Source organism: Methyloversatilis discipulorum (assembly GCF_018780585.1).
Lineage (GTDB): Bacteria > Pseudomonadota > Gammaproteobacteria > Burkholderiales > Rhodocyclaceae > Methyloversatilis > Methyloversatilis discipulorum_B.
In genome coordinates this window covers 25125-39364 of record NZ_JADMJL010000012.1, presented here as the reverse complement: position 1 = coordinate 39364, position 14240 = coordinate 25125, and the positions used below count along the sequence as shown (strand labels likewise).

Genomic DNA, 14240 nt, shown 5'->3' with positions numbered 1-14240 from the left:
CGATGGCCGCCAACAACTTCCGGGGCCAGTCGGCCCTCAACGACATCGAACTGGAACAGGCGCTGGCGAAGAAGGCGCTGGACCGCAGCATGTTCTGGCGCCTGCTGCCGCTGCTCGCGCCGGTGCGCGGCCGCATCGCCGCCGTGGTGCTGCTGGAGCTGCTGCTCGTGGGCGCCATCTTCGTGCGACCGTGGTTCCTGCGCGAAGTGATCGACCACGGCTTCGTAAAGACGGCCACCGGTCTGGTACTGGACGGCGACGTGATCACGTGGATGTCGCTCGGCATCGCGGCGAGCTGGGTGGTGCGCTTCGTGCTGTCCGGCCTGTCGCAGTACCTGGCCGGTTCGGCCGCCATCGCCATCCTGAACGAGCTGCGCATACGCGTGTTCCGCCACGTGCAGGCGCTGTCCGTGCGCTACTTCGACCAGACCAAGGCCGGCCGCATCATCTCGCGCGCCGACCGCGACGTCGATGCGCTCGAACCGCTGCTGATACAGGGCCCGCCGGAACTGTTGTCCGCGCTGCTGCGCTTTGTCGTTGCCGCGGTCGCGCTATGGTGGCTGTCGCCGCTGCTGCTGGCGGCACTGGCCAGCGTGGTGCCTGCACTGGTGCTCGGTACCTGGCTGTTCAAGCGGGTGTCGCAGCGCAATTTCGCCAAGGTGGCCGAAGCGCGCGCGCGCTTCACCGCCCATCTGGTCGAGACCGTGTCCGGCGTGCGCATCATCAAGCAGACAGTGAACGAAACGCCGAACGCGCGCCGCTACCACGCGCTGCTCGACGACTTCAACAGCACGCTGGTGCGCGGCTCGATCCGCTCGAACTGGTTCCTACCGCTTACCCAGGTGCTCAACGCAGTCGGCATGGGCTGCCTGCTGCTGGCCGGCGGCATCGGCATCGCCGAAGGAACGCTCACCGTCGGCCAGATGGCTCAGAGCTTGTTCTACGTGTTCCTCTTCCTCGGTCCGTTGCAGGAACTGAACGACCTGTTCGAGCGCTACTCGACCGGTGCCTCGTCAGCGCAGCGCATCTTCCTGATGCTCGATACCGAACCGGAGATCCGCGATCCGGTGCAGCCGAAGATGCCGCTGGTACGCGCCGGTGAAGTGCAGTTTCACAAGGTGGTGTTCAGCTACCAGAAGCAGGCGGGCAAGCCAGTCATTCGCAATCTCGATCTGCACATTCCGGCCGGTCAGGTGCTCGCCATCGTCGGCCCCACCGGCCACGGCAAGAGCACGCTGGTGCAGCTGCTCACCCGCTTCTACGAGGTAGACGAAGGCGCGGTGCGCATCGACGGGCAGGATGTGCGCGACTATGCGCAGCACACGCTGCGCCGCACGGTCGGCGTGGTGCTGCAGGACAACGTGCTGTTCTCTGGCAGCGTGCTCGACAACCTGCGCCTCGCCGCACCCGGCGCCGACGACGACGCGCTGATCGCCGCGGCACGCGAACTGGGCGCCGACGAAGTTCTGGAGCGGCTGAATGACGGCTACCACACGCAGGTGGGCCCGCTCGGCGCCTTCCTGAGCCACGGCCAGCGCCAGCTCGTATGCCTGGTGCGCGCCTACCTCGCCAATCCGTCGGTGCTGGTTCTGGACGAAGCGACGTCGGCGGTGGACATCCACACCGAGCGGCGCATCCAGTCCGCCTTCCGTCGCCTGTGCGAGGGCCGCACGGCCATCGTCATCGCGCACCGCCTCGCCACCATTCGTGACGCCGACCGCATCGCCGTCATCTGGAACGGAGAGGTCGCAGAACTGGGTACGCACGACGAACTGATCCGCGGCGGCGGCGCGTATTCGCGGCTGTACGCCGCCTATGAGGAAGCATCGATCGACGACGCCGTCGTGCCCACATCAGTGGCGGCCGTGCCGGCGCCCGTGTGATCCGGCTCTGCGTCGGCTGCGGATCTTCACCGAGGTAACCATTGGTCGCGACGCCGGCGGTGGATAACCGCCAGCCCGCGGATACCACCCTCCTCGCGACGGGTGGTCGCTCCGACGGGAACGCCAACCGGTTCCCGCTGGCGCGACCACCTCTCGTGCGCCCCACCTTCACACATCGCCCGCGCTGCCGCGTTTTCCACATTCCGGCGACATGCGATGCCGAAATTGCGGCAGCGATGCGGCGCAGCGCCGATCCGATCTCGATTCCGCCCGTCGAATCACTGCCGTTTCAATGACTTGAGATCGCCGCTGCGACTGGCACGAAAGCTGCGAACGATCCACTGCAGCACCGCTGCGCCACGCCCGCGTGGTCATTCCAACAACATGCATCCGAGGACGGGAAGATGAGCGACACGAAAACGATCGATGGTCTGTGGTACACCCGCTGCCCGGTTCCGACGCCGCTGGGTCTGGCTGCGCGTCAGGGCTGGCTCGACGACGAATTCCGCGCGGACGGCCTGACGCTGCGCACGCTGCAGGACACGGTGGATCCGGAACTGCGCGAGTCGCACTACGACCACCGCCTGCCGCACTCCTTTCGCCAGGGCGGTAATGTGCCGGCGATCTGGGCCCGCTCGCGCGGCAGCGATACGCGGGTGATCGGGCTGAACTGGGTCAACGAGGCCCAGCTCATCCTGGTGCGGCCGGACAGCGGCCTGCGCACGCCGGCCGATCTGGCAGGCAAGCGCATCGGCGTGCCGGTGCATGGCAACAGTATCGACCACCAGCGCGCCAGCGCGCTGCGCGGCATCACGGTGGCGCTGAGCGTAGGCGGGCTGAAGCCGGAACATGCGACGCTGCTGGACCTGACCGTGCCGGCACGCCCGCTGACGACCGGCTGGAACACCGGTGGTGGCGGCTACGCGACCGAGTTCGAAGCACTGGAGACGGGCAAGGTCGATGCGATCTTCGTCAAGGGCGCGCGCGGGCTTCAGGCCGCCGTCGAGCGCGGCGCGCACATCCTGTACGACCTGCGCAGCCACCCCGACCTGCGCGTACGTGCCAATAACGGCGCACCGCGCCCGATCACGGTTGATGCGGCGCTGATCGACGCACGCCCCGACCTGGTGGTGCGCTTCCTGCGCCGCATCGTCGACATCGGGGAGTGGGCGAAGGCGCACCCGGCGGAAACCGTCGCCTACATCGCGCGCGAATCAGGTTCGACCGACGACTGGGTACGCGAAGCCTACGGCGCCGACATCCACCTGCACCAGGGAACCGACCTCGATCCGGCCTGGATAGAAGCACTGGACGGCTACAAGAACTTCCTGCTCGAGTGGGGCTTCATCCCGGCTGACTTCGACGTCCAGGCCTGGATAGACCCGGCCCCGCTGGCCGAAGTAGGCCGCCAGCTCGAACTCAAGGTCGCCTGACACCGAACTCCAAGCCGGCGCGCGGCCCCGTGCCGCGCGCCATCCCGCAACGCCTGAAAGGGTTCCACCATGAGTCGTCTCAAAGTTGTCGTCGTGAACGGCAGCCCCACCCGCCCCTCGCGCACGCGCGCACTGGCCGAGAGCATCGTCGCCGAGATCGAACGCGAGGTCGCTGTCGATACCGCCTTCGTTGATCTGGCCGAAGTCGGCACCGCCCTTGGCGCCAGCCTGTTCCGCAAGGGACTGCCGCAGCACCTCGAGGACGCGCTGCTGAGCATAGAAGCAGCCGACCTGCTGGTGGTTGCCTCACCGGTTTACAAGGGTTCCTATCCAGGTCTGTTCAAGCACGTGTTCGACCTGGTCGCACCCGAGGCACTCACCGGCAAGCCGGTACTGCTGGCGGCCACCGGCGGTGGCGACAAGCATGCGCTGGTGATTGAGCACCAGCTGCGCCCGCTGTTCGGTTTCTTCCGTGCACAGACGCTGCCGACCGGAATCTACGGCGCCGAAGCGGATCTCAAGGACTATGTCATCAGCAGCGATACACTGGCCTCGCGGGTCACCGACGCGGCACTCGAAGCCGTCCGCGCGCTGCGCCAGCTCGGAGCCGAGCGTGCACCGGCCGCGCCTTCGCCCACCCGGGTGCGCGACAGCGTCGCCGCCTGAACGCCGGCGCCGATGACCCGGATGATGAAGCGACGTGACGACTGGTGCGCCGCGCCGCGGCAGCCCGCACGTGCCGAACAGACCACGGTGAGCACGGGCCGGCGCGACCGGCCTACCGCACCACGACGGCACACCCCCCGCCCCGTCGGCGACCGCCCCTGACCCATTTCCTCGCGAGGAGCTCCGACATGTCCACAACCCGTTCGCATGACCTGCACGACATCGACCTCGTGTCCTTCGTCGAGGAAGCGAAGCGCGATGCCGTGCACGCCTTCAACTTCCTGCGTGACACCGGCACGCTGTCGGCCAGCCTTACCTTTCACGTGTCGCACCGCATTCCCGGCCACGACCGTTTGCTGACCATCCGTTTCCCCTCGCCATGGGACGGCGACCGCTCGCCACGCGTATCGGTGTCGCGCTTCTCGGATCACCCGGAATCCATCCTGAACGAGGAAAGACTGGACGCCGACACGCTGATCCACGCCCACACGCCCTATCTGGCTGGCTGGTCACTTGCGCACAAGCCCTTCCCCATCCTCTACGTGGCCGCGCAACGTCACCTGCTGGCGCGCGAGATTCCGAACCACCTGGAACGCACGCGCAGCGTGCTCGAGGTGGTGCGCGAGCGGCTGGACCGGCATCCGGAACTGGCACCGCCCCCGGCGCTGCTCGAATCCAATGGCGGCGCCAACTTCTGGGGTCGCGGCATCATCAAGACTGCACAGCTCATCCTGCTGATCGAGGAAGCAGCGCGCTTCCAGGCCATCGCCGAGCAGATCGGCGGCGCCCAGCCCTACACGCCGGGCGCCATCGAGCTGCAGTGGAAGCGCACTGGTCTGCTGGAGAAGGCGCTCGCCTACAAAGGCTGAGCCAACCGGACGAACACTCCTCCTCGTGCGGTCATTGATCGCACCAGGTTTGCCGGGCCAGTCTGCGGCCCGGCTTTTTTATTCCAGCGAGAATGCCCATGACAGACAGCTCCGCACGTCAGGCCGATCACGATATCGACCCACTCTTCGTAAACCGCTGGTCGCCGCGCGCCTACAGCAGCGAGGAAATCAGCGAAGGCGATCTCTTCCGCCTGTTCGAGGCGGCCCGTTGGGCCCCCTCGGCGAACAATGCCCAACCTTGGCGCTTCATCTACGCCCGGCGTGACGCCGGCCGCTGGCCCAATCTGCTTGCGCTGCTGAATCCGGGCAATCGGCAGTGGGCCGAACGCGCGTCGGCGCTGGTCGTACTGGTGTCGAAGACCACGCACCAGCGTCCGGGCGACCTCACGGCCACGCCGCTGCGCAGCCACTCTCTGGACGCCGGCGCGGCTTGGGCCAGTCTCGCCTTCCAGGCCTTGCTCTCCGGCTGGCACACGCACGCGATTGGCGGCTTCAATCGTGAGGCGGCGCCCGGCGTGCTTGGCGTGCCGGACGGGTACGTCGTAGAAACGATGATCGCGATCGGTCGGCGGGCCGCCGCGGACTCTCTGCCCACCGAATTGCAGACCCGCGAGAAGCCGAACGCCCGCAAGCCGCTATCGGAACTGGTGGCCGAAGGGCGGTTCGCGTTCGAGTAGGCGCCCGGCCCGCCCCAGGCACGACCGCGAGTCGCAATGCTGGCGGTGGAGAACGGCCGGTACATCGGTGCATACCCGGTCGCAAAAAATGCCCGATCCTGCCCGCGCGGTACAGACCCACCCGCAAGAAGAACGGCGGAGCGCATGCAGCCGCTCCGCCGTCTCCCGTGCTTCGCTGGCAGGCAGCGCCGACCCTAGGCCCTGCGTTGCCCCGCCAGCCGCCGGACAACGGTGGCGAAGCGGTCGACTTCCTCGCAGGTATTGTAGAAGGCCAGCGAGGGACGCACCGTGGTTTCCAGGCCGAAGCGCCGCAGGATGGGCTGCGCGCAATGGTGACCGGTTCGCACCGCGATGCCTTCCTCGTTCAGCGCCTGGCCGACTTCGTCGGTGGTGTAGCCCTTCAGCACGAAGGACAGCACGCTCGCCTTGTCGGCCGCGGTGCCGATCAGCCGCACGCCCGGTATGTCGCGGATCGCGTGCGTGGCATAGACCAGCAGGTCATGCTCGTAGCGCGCGATGTTCTCGATGCCGACGCGATCGACATAATCCAGCGCCGCACCCAGCCCCACCGCGTCGGCGATGTTGCCGGTACCGGCCTCGAAACGCGCCGGCGGCGGATGGAAGATCGTGCGCTCGAAGGTGACGTCCTGGATCATGTTGCCGCCGCCCTGCCAGGGCGGCATGTCTTCCAGCACATCGCGCTTTCCGTACACCACGCCGATGCCGGTCGGGCCGAAGATCTTGTGGCCGGAGAACACGAAGAAATCGGTATCGAGCGCGCGCACATTCACCCGCATGTGCGACACCGACTGCGCGCCATCGACCAGCGTCTTCGCGCCGGCACGATGCGCCAGCTCCACGATCTCCTGCACCGGCACCACGGTGCCCAGCGCATTCGACACCTGGGTCACCGCGACCAGCTTGGTACGCTCGTTCAACAGGCGCTTGTATTCCTCGAGCAGTACCTGACCGCTGTCGTCGACCGGAATCACGCGGATCTTCGCGCCCTTCTCGGCCGCCAGCTGCTGCCAGGGCACGATGTTGGCGTGGTGTTCCAGGTGCGACACGATGATTTCGTCGCCGGCGCCGATATTCTTCGCACCCCAGCTCTTGGCCACCAGATTGATCGCCTCGGTCGCGCCGCGCACGAAGATGATTTCCTCGACCGAACCGGCGCCGATGAAGCGCGCCACCTTCTGCCGCGCCGCCTCGTAGGCGTCGGTCGCCCGGGCGGCCAGTTCGTGCGCCGCGCGGTGGATGTTCGAGTTCTCGTGCGCGTAGAAGTAGGCCAGCCGGTCGATCACCGCCTGCGGCTTCTGCGTTGTCGCGGCGTTGTCGAACCACACCAGCGGCCTGCCATTCACCCGCTCGGCGAGTATCGGAAAGTCCCGCCGTACCGCATTGACATCGAAAGGCGGATGACGGCCGGCGTCGGCCTTCGGCACCCGGCCGGCGTGACCGACCGTGGGCGCCGCCTGGCTGTCGACGAAGTAGTAGGCCGGCGCCGACGGCGCGGCCGGCTGCACCTCGCGTGACGGCCCGGCCAGCAGCCCGCGCAGCGCGTCGTCACCGGGCAGGCCGAAGGAACGGGCACTGACGCGGTCATCGACATGTGCAGGCGCCGACTGCAGCGCACTCGATTCGCCGAGGAAATAGTACGGCGACGAGAGCGCCGAAGCACCGCCCGGCTGCGGGAAGGCGGACGCGCCACCGAGCGGCGGCAGCGCAGCCGCGTAGGCCTCGGGCACGCCCTGTGCAACGCCCGCGCGCGGCGAGCCGACCGGGTAGGCGTCGGCCGCCACGTCGGGCACATGATTCTGCGCGGTCGCGTGCGGTACCAGCTTGGGCGACGAGGCGCCCAGCGACAGACCATGCTGCGGTGCGACCGGCGCGGCCGCCGCAGCCGTGCTCGACGGGGCGCTGGCCGGGACCGGCGGCACCGGCGATTGCGGTGTCGGCGCCGGCGCAACCGCCAGCGGTGCATCGAACGAAGGCGGCGTCTGTCCGGGCAGCGCAGCGAACAACTCGCTGGCCAGGCGCGACAGCACCGACTCGTCCGGCGCGCCGGGCGGCAGCGGAGAGCTCAGACCGCTCACGTTACTGCTTGTAGGTGTCGGGATACTCATGGTACTTGCCGATCTCCACGTCATCGAGCACAGCCAGCGCGTCTTCGGTCAGCACGGCCAGAGAGCAATACAGCGAGATCAGGTAGGACGCGATCGCGTTGCGGTTGATGCCCATGAAACGGACCGACAGGCCCGGGCTCTGTTCGCCGGCCAGACCCGGCTGGAACAGGCCGACCACGCCCTGACGCTTCTCGCCGGTGCGCAGCAGGATGATCTTGGTCTTGCCGTCCTCGACCGGCACCTTGTCCGACGGAATCAGCGGCAGGCCGCGCCAGGTCAGGAACTGCGAACCGAACAGGCTCACGGTCGGCGGCGGCACGCCGCGGCGGGTGCATTCGCGGCCGAAAGCGGCGATCGCCAGCGGATGGGTCAGGAAGAAGCCGGGCTCCTTCCACACCTTGCCGATCAGGTCGTCCAGATCGTCCGGGGTCGGCGCGCCGGTCAGCGTCGAAATGCGCTGGTCGTCGTGTACGTTCGCCAGCAGGCCGTATTCGGGGTTGTTGATCAGTTCGCTTTCCTGCCGCTCCTTGATCGTTTCGATGGTCAGGCGCAGCTGCTCCTTGATCTGGTCGTGCGGGCTGCTGTACAGGTCGGACACGCGGGTGTGCACGTCGAGCACGGTGGTGACCGCATTCAGGAAGTACTCGCGCGGCTGTTCGTCGTAGTCGACGAAGATCTGCGGCAGTTCCGCTTCGTCGCGCTGCGAGCACGCGACGCGCACGTCCTGCGGGTTCTTCACGCGGTTCACGCGATAGATGCCGGCCTCGACCGGAAGCCATTGCAGCAGGTGAACAAGCCAGCGCGGCGTGATCGTCGACAGCTGCGGGACGGTCTTGGTGGCGTTGGCAAGCTGCCGGGCGGCGTTGTCGCCAAGCGCCAGCTGTTCGGGGGTGTCGGCCATGAAAGGCTCCTTGCGAGGGGTTGGTTTTGTTTATGCGAAAAACTGCTAAGCAAATATCTATTTCTTCTATGCGGCATTCAACCGGCTATAGCCACCAATCGGTTCGTCGTCCGTCCGTTCAGGCGATCGTGTGCTGCACGGCAGCTGGCAGGTCGTCCGCGCGTTCGCAGCCGTCGAGCAGATCGCCGGCCGGCAATTCGAGCGCCAGCGCGAGCTTGACCACCGTGGCGAGCGAGGGCATCGCGCTGCCGCGCTCGACCTCGCCGAGGTAGGAGCGATTGAGTTCGGCGCGCTCCGCCAGTACCTCCTGCGACCAGCCGCGCAATTCGCGCGTCCGCCGCACCGCACGGCCGAAGCGGCGCGTCAGCGCCTCGGCCAGAGGTGGCGTCGGCCTTCCGTGCCGGGCTGTCATGGCTCGACCAGTTCCGCCGCGACCGGCACGTTCTGTGAATTGGCCTGCGTGACCTGGCTGCCGGGCGGCACGCTGCGCGTGAGCCACACATTGCCGCCTATGGTGGAACCGCGTCCTATCGTGACGCGGCCAAGGATGGTCGCACCGGCATAGATGACCACGTCGTCCTCGACCACCGGATGACGCGGCAGCCCTTTCTGCAACGTGCCGGCCTCGTCTGCCGGGAAGCGCTTGGCGCCCAGCGTGACCGCCTGGTAGAGCCGCACGCGCTCGCCGATTACCGCGGTTTCGCCGATCACGACACCGGTGCCGTGATCGATGAAGAAGCCGGCGCCAATCTGCGCTCCCGGGTGGATGTCGATGCCGGTGCTCGAGTGCGCGGCCTCGGAAATGATGCGTGCGACCAGCGGCACGCCCAGCGCGTACAGCTTGTGCGCAATGCGGTGATGAATGACGGCGAGTACGCCCGGGTAGCACAGCAGCACCTCGTCCACGCTGCGCGCGGCCGGGTCGCCCTGGTAGGCCGCCAGCACGTCGGTGTCGAGCAGCGCACGCAGGCCGGGCAGCGACAGTGCGAATTCGGCGACGATGGCTCGCGCCAGCAGGTCGACGTCAGACTGCGGCGATGCCGCGCGGCGCGCGTCGTAGCGCAGTTCCAGCCGCACCTGGTGCAGCAGGGCGTTGAGCGCGGCGTCCAGCGTGTAGCCGATGTAGAAGTCCTCGCTCTCCTGATGCAGATCGGACGGTCCGAGCCGCATCGGGAACAGCGCGCCGCACAGCGCCTCGGCGATGTCGCGCAAGGCCTCGCGCGACGGGAATTCGCGCGCGCCGCACTCGGTCGTGCGCTGCTGCGCGCCACGCCAGCGGGTGCGGATGTCGTGCAGCTCGGACACGATGTGATCGAGCTGCCACGACCCTTCGGAATCGGTCGCCCTCGTGAGGCCGCCCTTCTTGAGTGTCATTCGGGATCTCCGATACGGATTCTGAAAGCGCAGCCGCGACAGCGACCGCACGCAATGCGTCAGTCCTGTTGCCAGGGCAGACCGCTGACCACCCAGCCGCCACTGTTGCGACGCTGGCTCTCGGCGTTCAACTCGCCTTCGAAGCCTTCGAGCACGTTGAACACGTGACGGAAGCCGGCTTTCGCGGCAGCCTCCGCAGCGGCAGCCGAACGCTTGCCGCTGCGACACAGCAGCAGGATGACGGCGTCCTTGCCAACCTTGGCTTCCAGTTCCTTTACGAAGCGCGGATTGCGCGTCATCGACGTGCCCGTCGCCCAGGCGACATGGGTGCTGCCGGGCACGTGACCAACGAACTTGCGCTCCTCTGCGGTCCGTACGTCCACCAGTACGGCGTCGCCCGCCGACACCAGTGCCCAGGCCTGGTCCGGCGTGATGCCGCCGGCGTACAGCAGCGCGTCGTGCTCGGCTCGTTCGCGGGCAATCGAAAGCGGTGGTGCTTGAAGCACCGCCGCACGGGGTGAGGACGCAAGGGCGTCCGCAGTTGCAGCAGTCATGACTTCCTCCTCGGCGTGGCGACACCGGCGATACGCCGCCTCGCGGGCGGTTCCTGCATCGGCCGGAGCGGGGCGGACGCAATGGCATCGCTCCCGGTGACGCCAATCTATCGATCGCACAGGCGCACTCAAACCAATTGAATTTCAGAACGAATGCACGAAATGCTTTGCGCAAAATCAGCTAGCGCATCGACCACGACATGTGGTGGCGGTCGGTCCGCGCTCAGTCAGACCGCTCGCGTGCATAAGCTCAGCAGGATTAATTGGTTTGACCGCTGGCTTCGGCCGCATAGATTCGTGGTCATGAACTACCTTGGACGCCGCCGGCTGCGCCGGCCCGAAAAACGCCCCGACGCCCCCGAACCACTCCCGCTCGGCGACAAACTCCTGGCGGCAGTGATCTTCGCCTTGGGCATTGCCCTGCTCTACCGCACCTGGCTGCTGGTCGAATGACGCTCGCGCACCGCGTGCCCTTTCCGGAGACACCATGAACACCGTCGACACCACCCGGTCGGCGCTCGAGCGCTACCTTTGCGCGCTGCCGCGCATCGCCGACGGCGATCACCCACTGTGGGCGACGCCCGATGGTCGCGTGGCCGGCCGCTTCATGCGCAGCAGCCTGTCCTCCGTGTTCCAGCCGCTGCGTCGGCTGGACGATGGTGCGCTGGCCGGTCATGAGGCCTTCGTCCGCTCCTTCGACGCCACCGGCGGCGATCTGTCGCCGTGGAACCTGTTCGCCAACGCGGCGGAGGACGACGCACTGATAGAGCTCGACCGCCTGTGCCGGACGCTTCATGTGCTGAACTACTTCGGTCGCCCAAGCGACACTGGAAGCCTCTTCCTGAATGTCCACGGCCGCCTGATGCTGGCCGTCGGCGAGGACCACGGCAGCGCCTTCGGACGTGTGCTGTCGGCGCTGAAGATCGAGCGCCGCAAGGTGGTCATCGAATCGCCAGACGCCATGACCAGCGACTTCGCGATGCTGGCCTACGTGATGCTGAACTACCGCTACAACGGCTATCGCATCGGCGTGAATCTGCTGAGCGCAGGGCAGCTGGACGAACTGCTGCGCCACGTCCGGCCGGATTTCGTCAAGCTCGACGCCGGCCGCGACGACACGCTGCGCGATCTGCCGCAGCACGCGAAGACCTGCGCCCGTCACGGCATCGAGCTCATCGTCCGCCGCATCGGCAGCGACGCCGCGCTCGCCCGGGTGCGCGCGGCCGGGGTTCACCTCGGCCAGGGTTATGCGCTCGGTTTTCCCGCGCCGGCCGCTGCATTCCCGAATCACTGATAAGCACATCGTTTCTTGTTGGTTCACGCGCCCTGCCCGACTGCCTAGGCTGCGTGTCTTCGATTCCACCGGAGCCATCATGCACACCCGCCGCACAACCCTGATTTCCGCCGCCCTGCTCGCACTGGTTACCGTTGCACTGCCGGTGCGGGCGCAGACCACGTTGCTCAACGTGAGCTACGACGTGTCGCGCGAGCTGTACAAGGACATCAACCCCGCCTTCGCCGCGCACTGGAAGACCCAGTCGGGCGAGACGCTGACGCTGAATCAGTCGCACGGCGGATCGAGCAAGCAGGCCGGCGCCGTGATCGGCGGGCTGGAAGCCGACGTGGTGACGATGAACCAGTCGCCGGACATCGACATCCTGGTGAAGAACAGCCTGGTGTCGGCCGACTGGCGCAAGCGCCTGCCGAACGACGCCACGCCCTACACGACCACCACCGTTTTCCTGGTGCGCAAGGGCAATCCGAAGGCGATCAAGGACTGGTCCGATCTCACCCGCGCCGGTTTGCAGGTGATCGTGCCCAACCCGAAAACCTCGGGCAACGGCCGCTACACCTACCTCGCCGCCTGGGGCTATGCACTGAACAAGGCGAACGACGAGGCGGCGGCCAAGGACTTCGTCAGCAAGCTGTTCGCCAACGTGCCGGTGCTCGACGGCGGTGGCCGCGGCGCCACCACCACCTTCACCCAGCGCGGCATCGGCGACGTTCTGGTCACCTTCGAGAACGAGGCGGTGCTGCTGGACAAGGAACTCGGCGGCGACCAGTTCGACATCGTCTATCCGTCGCTGTCAATCGAGGCGGCCGCCCCGGTGGCCGTGGTCGACAAGGTGGTCGACAAGCGCGCCACCCGCAGGCAGGCGGAGGCCTATCTGCAGTACCTGTACTCGGCCGAAGGCCAGGACATCATTGCCCGTCACCACTTCCGCCCGCGCAGCGAGGCGGCGCTGAAGAACTACGCCAAGCAGTTCCCGCCGGTGAACACATTCACGGTCGAGGCGAAGCTGGGCGGCTGGGATGCGGTGCAGAAGACGCACTTCGCCGACGGCGGCATCTACGACCAGATCGTCACCCGCCGCTGAATCCGACCACGCCCCGCCCGATGAGCCAGAACGCCGCACTGCAGAACGGAAAGCGCCTCACCTTCGCTCGACCGGAGGAGATGGCGCTGTCCATACGTGCCACCGCGCTGGTGTTCGAGGACCCGGCGTCGACCGCGCTGCTGTCCGACATCGAGCTGATCGCGGCACGCGAAGTGACGGCGATGATCATCGGCGAGACCGGCACCGGCAAGGAACTGGTGGCACGACACATTCACGCGGTCAGCGGTCGCGCCGGTCCCTTCGTCGCCGTCAACTGCGGCGCGCTGAGCGAAGCACTGATCGACGCCGAGCTGTTCGGCCACGAAGCAGGTGCCTACACCGGCGCCTCGCACGCGCGCGCCGGATGGTTCGAGGCGGCCAACGGCGGCACCCTGTTCCTCGACGAGATCGGCGACATGCCGGCGGCGCTGCAGGTGAAGCTGCTGCGCGTACTGCAGGAGCGACAGGTGGTGCGCCTGGGTTCGCGCAGCGCGATACCGGTGGATGTGCGGCTGATCGCTGCCACCAACGTCGATCTGTGGCGGGCGGTGAACGCCGGCCGCTTCCGCGCGGATCTCTACTACCGCCTCAATGTGGCGCCGATCAAGCTGCCGCCGCTGCGCGAACGGCGCGGAGACATCCCGCCGCTGATCGACTATTTCGCCGCGCAATACGCGCGCCGGCTCGACATTGCCGACGTCAGTTTCACACCGCGCGCCCGCGAGGCGCTGGTCGCGCATGACTGGCCGGGCAACATCCGTGAGCTGGAAAACGTCGTCCACTACGCGCTCATCGTCAGCCGCGACGGCCGTGTCGACATCGACGACCTGCGCCTCGCCAACGCCTCGCTCGCGCCCACCGCGCAGCCATCTCCGACATCGTCGGCCGACACACCGACGCAGCTGCTCGAACGCATCGCGGGTGACCTGCGGCGCCTGGTCGAGCTGCACGTACCCGAGCTGCACGACACCCTCGAAAAGCTGCTGGTAAGCACTGCATTCGAAGCCTGCCGGCACAACCAGGTCCATACGGCGGAGGCACTGTCGGTGTCGCGCTACGTGCTGCGCACCCAGCTCAAGCGGCACGGCCTGCTCGACGTCGCGCGTCCCCGCACGACAGCCCACCGCGTCGCCTGAGCTCCGTCATCTTTCGCAGCAGCGCCCGCACCGGCCCGTCCGGTGTGGGCGTTTGCACGTCCGCTCGACACGCATGCGGCGCGGTCCGGAATGACTGCCGCATGGGCATTGCGCACAGTGGCGCGCAGCCGGCGGCGGCCCCACTGTGGCGATCGCCGCAGCGCCGCCCGCACCACTGGGCGCAATCGCACAGCCCGGGCGGTACTTCATCACGCCCACCCG

Annotated in this window: 14 protein-coding genes; 9 read left to right on the top strand and 5 right to left on the bottom strand. The window is 67.4% G+C overall.

The genetic code is table 11. The features are described from left to right. The first annotated feature begins 2 nt into the window (after nt 1-2). The 5 genes from IV112_RS04875 to IV112_RS04855 all read left to right on the top strand — a co-directional run bounded on the left by IV112_RS04875 (nt 3) and on the right by IV112_RS04855 (nt 5549). Nucleotides 3-1883, top strand: a complete 1881-nt coding sequence (locus IV112_RS04875) for an ABC transporter ATP-binding protein (protein ID WP_304001360.1) — start codon at nt 3-5, stop codon at nt 1881-1883. Between the two features lie 404 nt (nt 1884-2287). Further along, entirely contained in the window at nt 2288-3316 is a 1029-nt protein-coding gene (locus tag IV112_RS04870) for an ABC transporter substrate-binding protein (RefSeq protein ID WP_304001355.1), read from the top strand. Between the two features lie 69 nt (nt 3317-3385). Next, nucleotides 3386-3982: an FMN reductase gene (gene msuE, locus IV112_RS04865; protein ID WP_304001352.1), complete on the top strand. Its 597-nt coding sequence runs from the start codon at nt 3386-3388 to the stop codon at nt 3980-3982. 188 nt (nt 3983-4170) lie between these two features. Next, on the top strand, nt 4171-4851 hold the full coding sequence (locus IV112_RS04860) for a class II aldolase/adducin family protein (RefSeq protein WP_304001349.1): 681 nt from the start codon (nt 4171-4173) through the stop codon (nt 4849-4851). Nucleotides 4852-4949: 98 nt separating this feature from the next. Then, nucleotides 4950-5549, top strand: a complete 600-nt coding sequence (locus tag IV112_RS04855; protein ID WP_304001346.1) for a nitroreductase family protein — start codon at nt 4950-4952, stop codon at nt 5547-5549. Nucleotides 5550-5743: 194 nt separating this feature from the next. Here IV112_RS04855 and IV112_RS04850 read toward each other — a convergent pair whose 3' ends face one another. The 5 genes from IV112_RS04850 to IV112_RS04830 form a co-directional block, all read right to left on the bottom strand. Then, on the bottom strand, nt 5744-7645 hold the full coding sequence (locus IV112_RS04850; protein ID WP_304001343.1) for a family 2A encapsulin nanocompartment cargo protein cysteine desulfurase: 1902 nt from the start codon (nt 7643-7645) through the stop codon (nt 5744-5746). Nucleotide 7646: 1 nt separating this feature from the next. Beyond that, complete coding sequence (locus IV112_RS04845) at nt 7647-8576, bottom strand: family 2A encapsulin nanocompartment shell protein (RefSeq protein WP_019918395.1); 930 nt, start codon at nt 8574-8576, stop codon at nt 7647-7649. Nucleotides 8577-8694: 118 nt separating this feature from the next. Beyond that, nucleotides 8695-8988 (bottom strand): helix-turn-helix domain-containing protein, encoded by a 294-nt coding sequence (locus IV112_RS04840; protein ID WP_304001340.1) that lies wholly within the window; start codon nt 8986-8988, stop codon nt 8695-8697. Next, nucleotides 8985-9950: a serine O-acetyltransferase EpsC gene (epsC, locus tag IV112_RS04835; protein WP_304001338.1), complete on the bottom strand. Its 966-nt coding sequence runs from the start codon at nt 9948-9950 to the stop codon at nt 8985-8987. The genes IV112_RS04840 and epsC overlap by 4 nt, the downstream gene beginning before the upstream one ends. Before the next feature lie 59 nt (nt 9951-10009). After that, on the bottom strand, nt 10010-10504 hold the full coding sequence (locus IV112_RS04830) for a rhodanese-like domain-containing protein (RefSeq protein WP_304001336.1): 495 nt from the start codon (nt 10502-10504) through the stop codon (nt 10010-10012). 303 nt (nt 10505-10807) lie between these two features. On the opposite strand from IV112_RS04830, the gene IV112_RS04825 reads away from it, so the two are divergent. From IV112_RS04825 to IV112_RS04810, 4 genes are all read left to right on the top strand, one after another. Beyond that, nucleotides 10808-10957: a hypothetical protein gene (locus IV112_RS04825; protein WP_304001334.1), complete on the top strand. Its 150-nt coding sequence runs from the start codon at nt 10808-10810 to the stop codon at nt 10955-10957. Nucleotides 10958-10991: 34 nt separating this feature from the next. Then, nucleotides 10992-11798 (top strand): EAL domain-containing protein, encoded by an 807-nt coding sequence (locus IV112_RS04820; RefSeq protein ID WP_304001332.1) that lies wholly within the window; start codon nt 10992-10994, stop codon nt 11796-11798. A gap of 79 nt (nt 11799-11877) precedes the next feature. Then, nucleotides 11878-12882: a sulfate ABC transporter substrate-binding protein gene (locus IV112_RS04815; RefSeq protein ID WP_304001330.1), complete on the top strand. Its 1005-nt coding sequence runs from the start codon at nt 11878-11880 to the stop codon at nt 12880-12882. 20 nt (nt 12883-12902) lie between these two features. Continuing rightward, nucleotides 12903-14018 (top strand): sigma-54 interaction domain-containing protein, encoded by a 1116-nt coding sequence (locus IV112_RS04810; protein WP_304001328.1) that lies wholly within the window; start codon nt 12903-12905, stop codon nt 14016-14018. The last annotated feature ends 222 nt before the right edge of the window (nt 14019-14240 follow it).

Excerpts from the sequence above, each read along its gene's own strand:
- IV112_RS04875 (WP_304001360.1), top strand. The coding sequence starts at position 3 with ATGGCCGCCAACAACTTCCGGGGCCAGTCGGCCCTCAACGACATCGAA.
- IV112_RS04870 (WP_304001355.1), top strand. The coding sequence starts at position 2,288 with ATGAGCGACACGAAAACGATCGATGGTCTGTGGTACACCCGCTGCCCG.
- msuE (WP_304001352.1), top strand. The coding sequence starts at position 3,386 with ATGAGTCGTCTCAAAGTTGTCGTCGTGAACGGCAGCCCCACCCGCCCC.
- IV112_RS04860 (WP_304001349.1), top strand. The coding sequence starts at position 4,171 with ATGTCCACAACCCGTTCGCATGACCTGCACGACATCGACCTCGTGTCC.
- IV112_RS04855 (WP_304001346.1), top strand. The coding sequence starts at position 4,950 with ATGACAGACAGCTCCGCACGTCAGGCCGATCACGATATCGACCCACTC.
- IV112_RS04845 (WP_019918395.1), bottom strand. The coding sequence starts at position 8,576 with ATGGCCGACACCCCCGAACAGCTGGCGCTTGGCGACAACGCCGCCCGG.
- IV112_RS04840 (WP_304001340.1), bottom strand. The coding sequence starts at position 8,988 with ATGACAGCCCGGCACGGAAGGCCGACGCCACCTCTGGCCGAGGCGCTG.
- epsC (WP_304001338.1), bottom strand. The coding sequence starts at position 9,950 with ATGACACTCAAGAAGGGCGGCCTCACGAGGGCGACCGATTCCGAAGGG.
- IV112_RS04830 (WP_304001336.1), bottom strand. The coding sequence starts at position 10,504 with ATGACTGCTGCAACTGCGGACGCCCTTGCGTCCTCACCCCGTGCGGCG.
- IV112_RS04825 (WP_304001334.1), top strand. The coding sequence starts at position 10,808 with ATGAACTACCTTGGACGCCGCCGGCTGCGCCGGCCCGAAAAACGCCCC.
- IV112_RS04820 (WP_304001332.1), top strand. The coding sequence starts at position 10,992 with ATGAACACCGTCGACACCACCCGGTCGGCGCTCGAGCGCTACCTTTGC.
- IV112_RS04815 (WP_304001330.1), top strand. The coding sequence starts at position 11,878 with ATGCACACCCGCCGCACAACCCTGATTTCCGCCGCCCTGCTCGCACTG.
- IV112_RS04810 (WP_304001328.1), top strand. The coding sequence starts at position 12,903 with ATGAGCCAGAACGCCGCACTGCAGAACGGAAAGCGCCTCACCTTCGCT.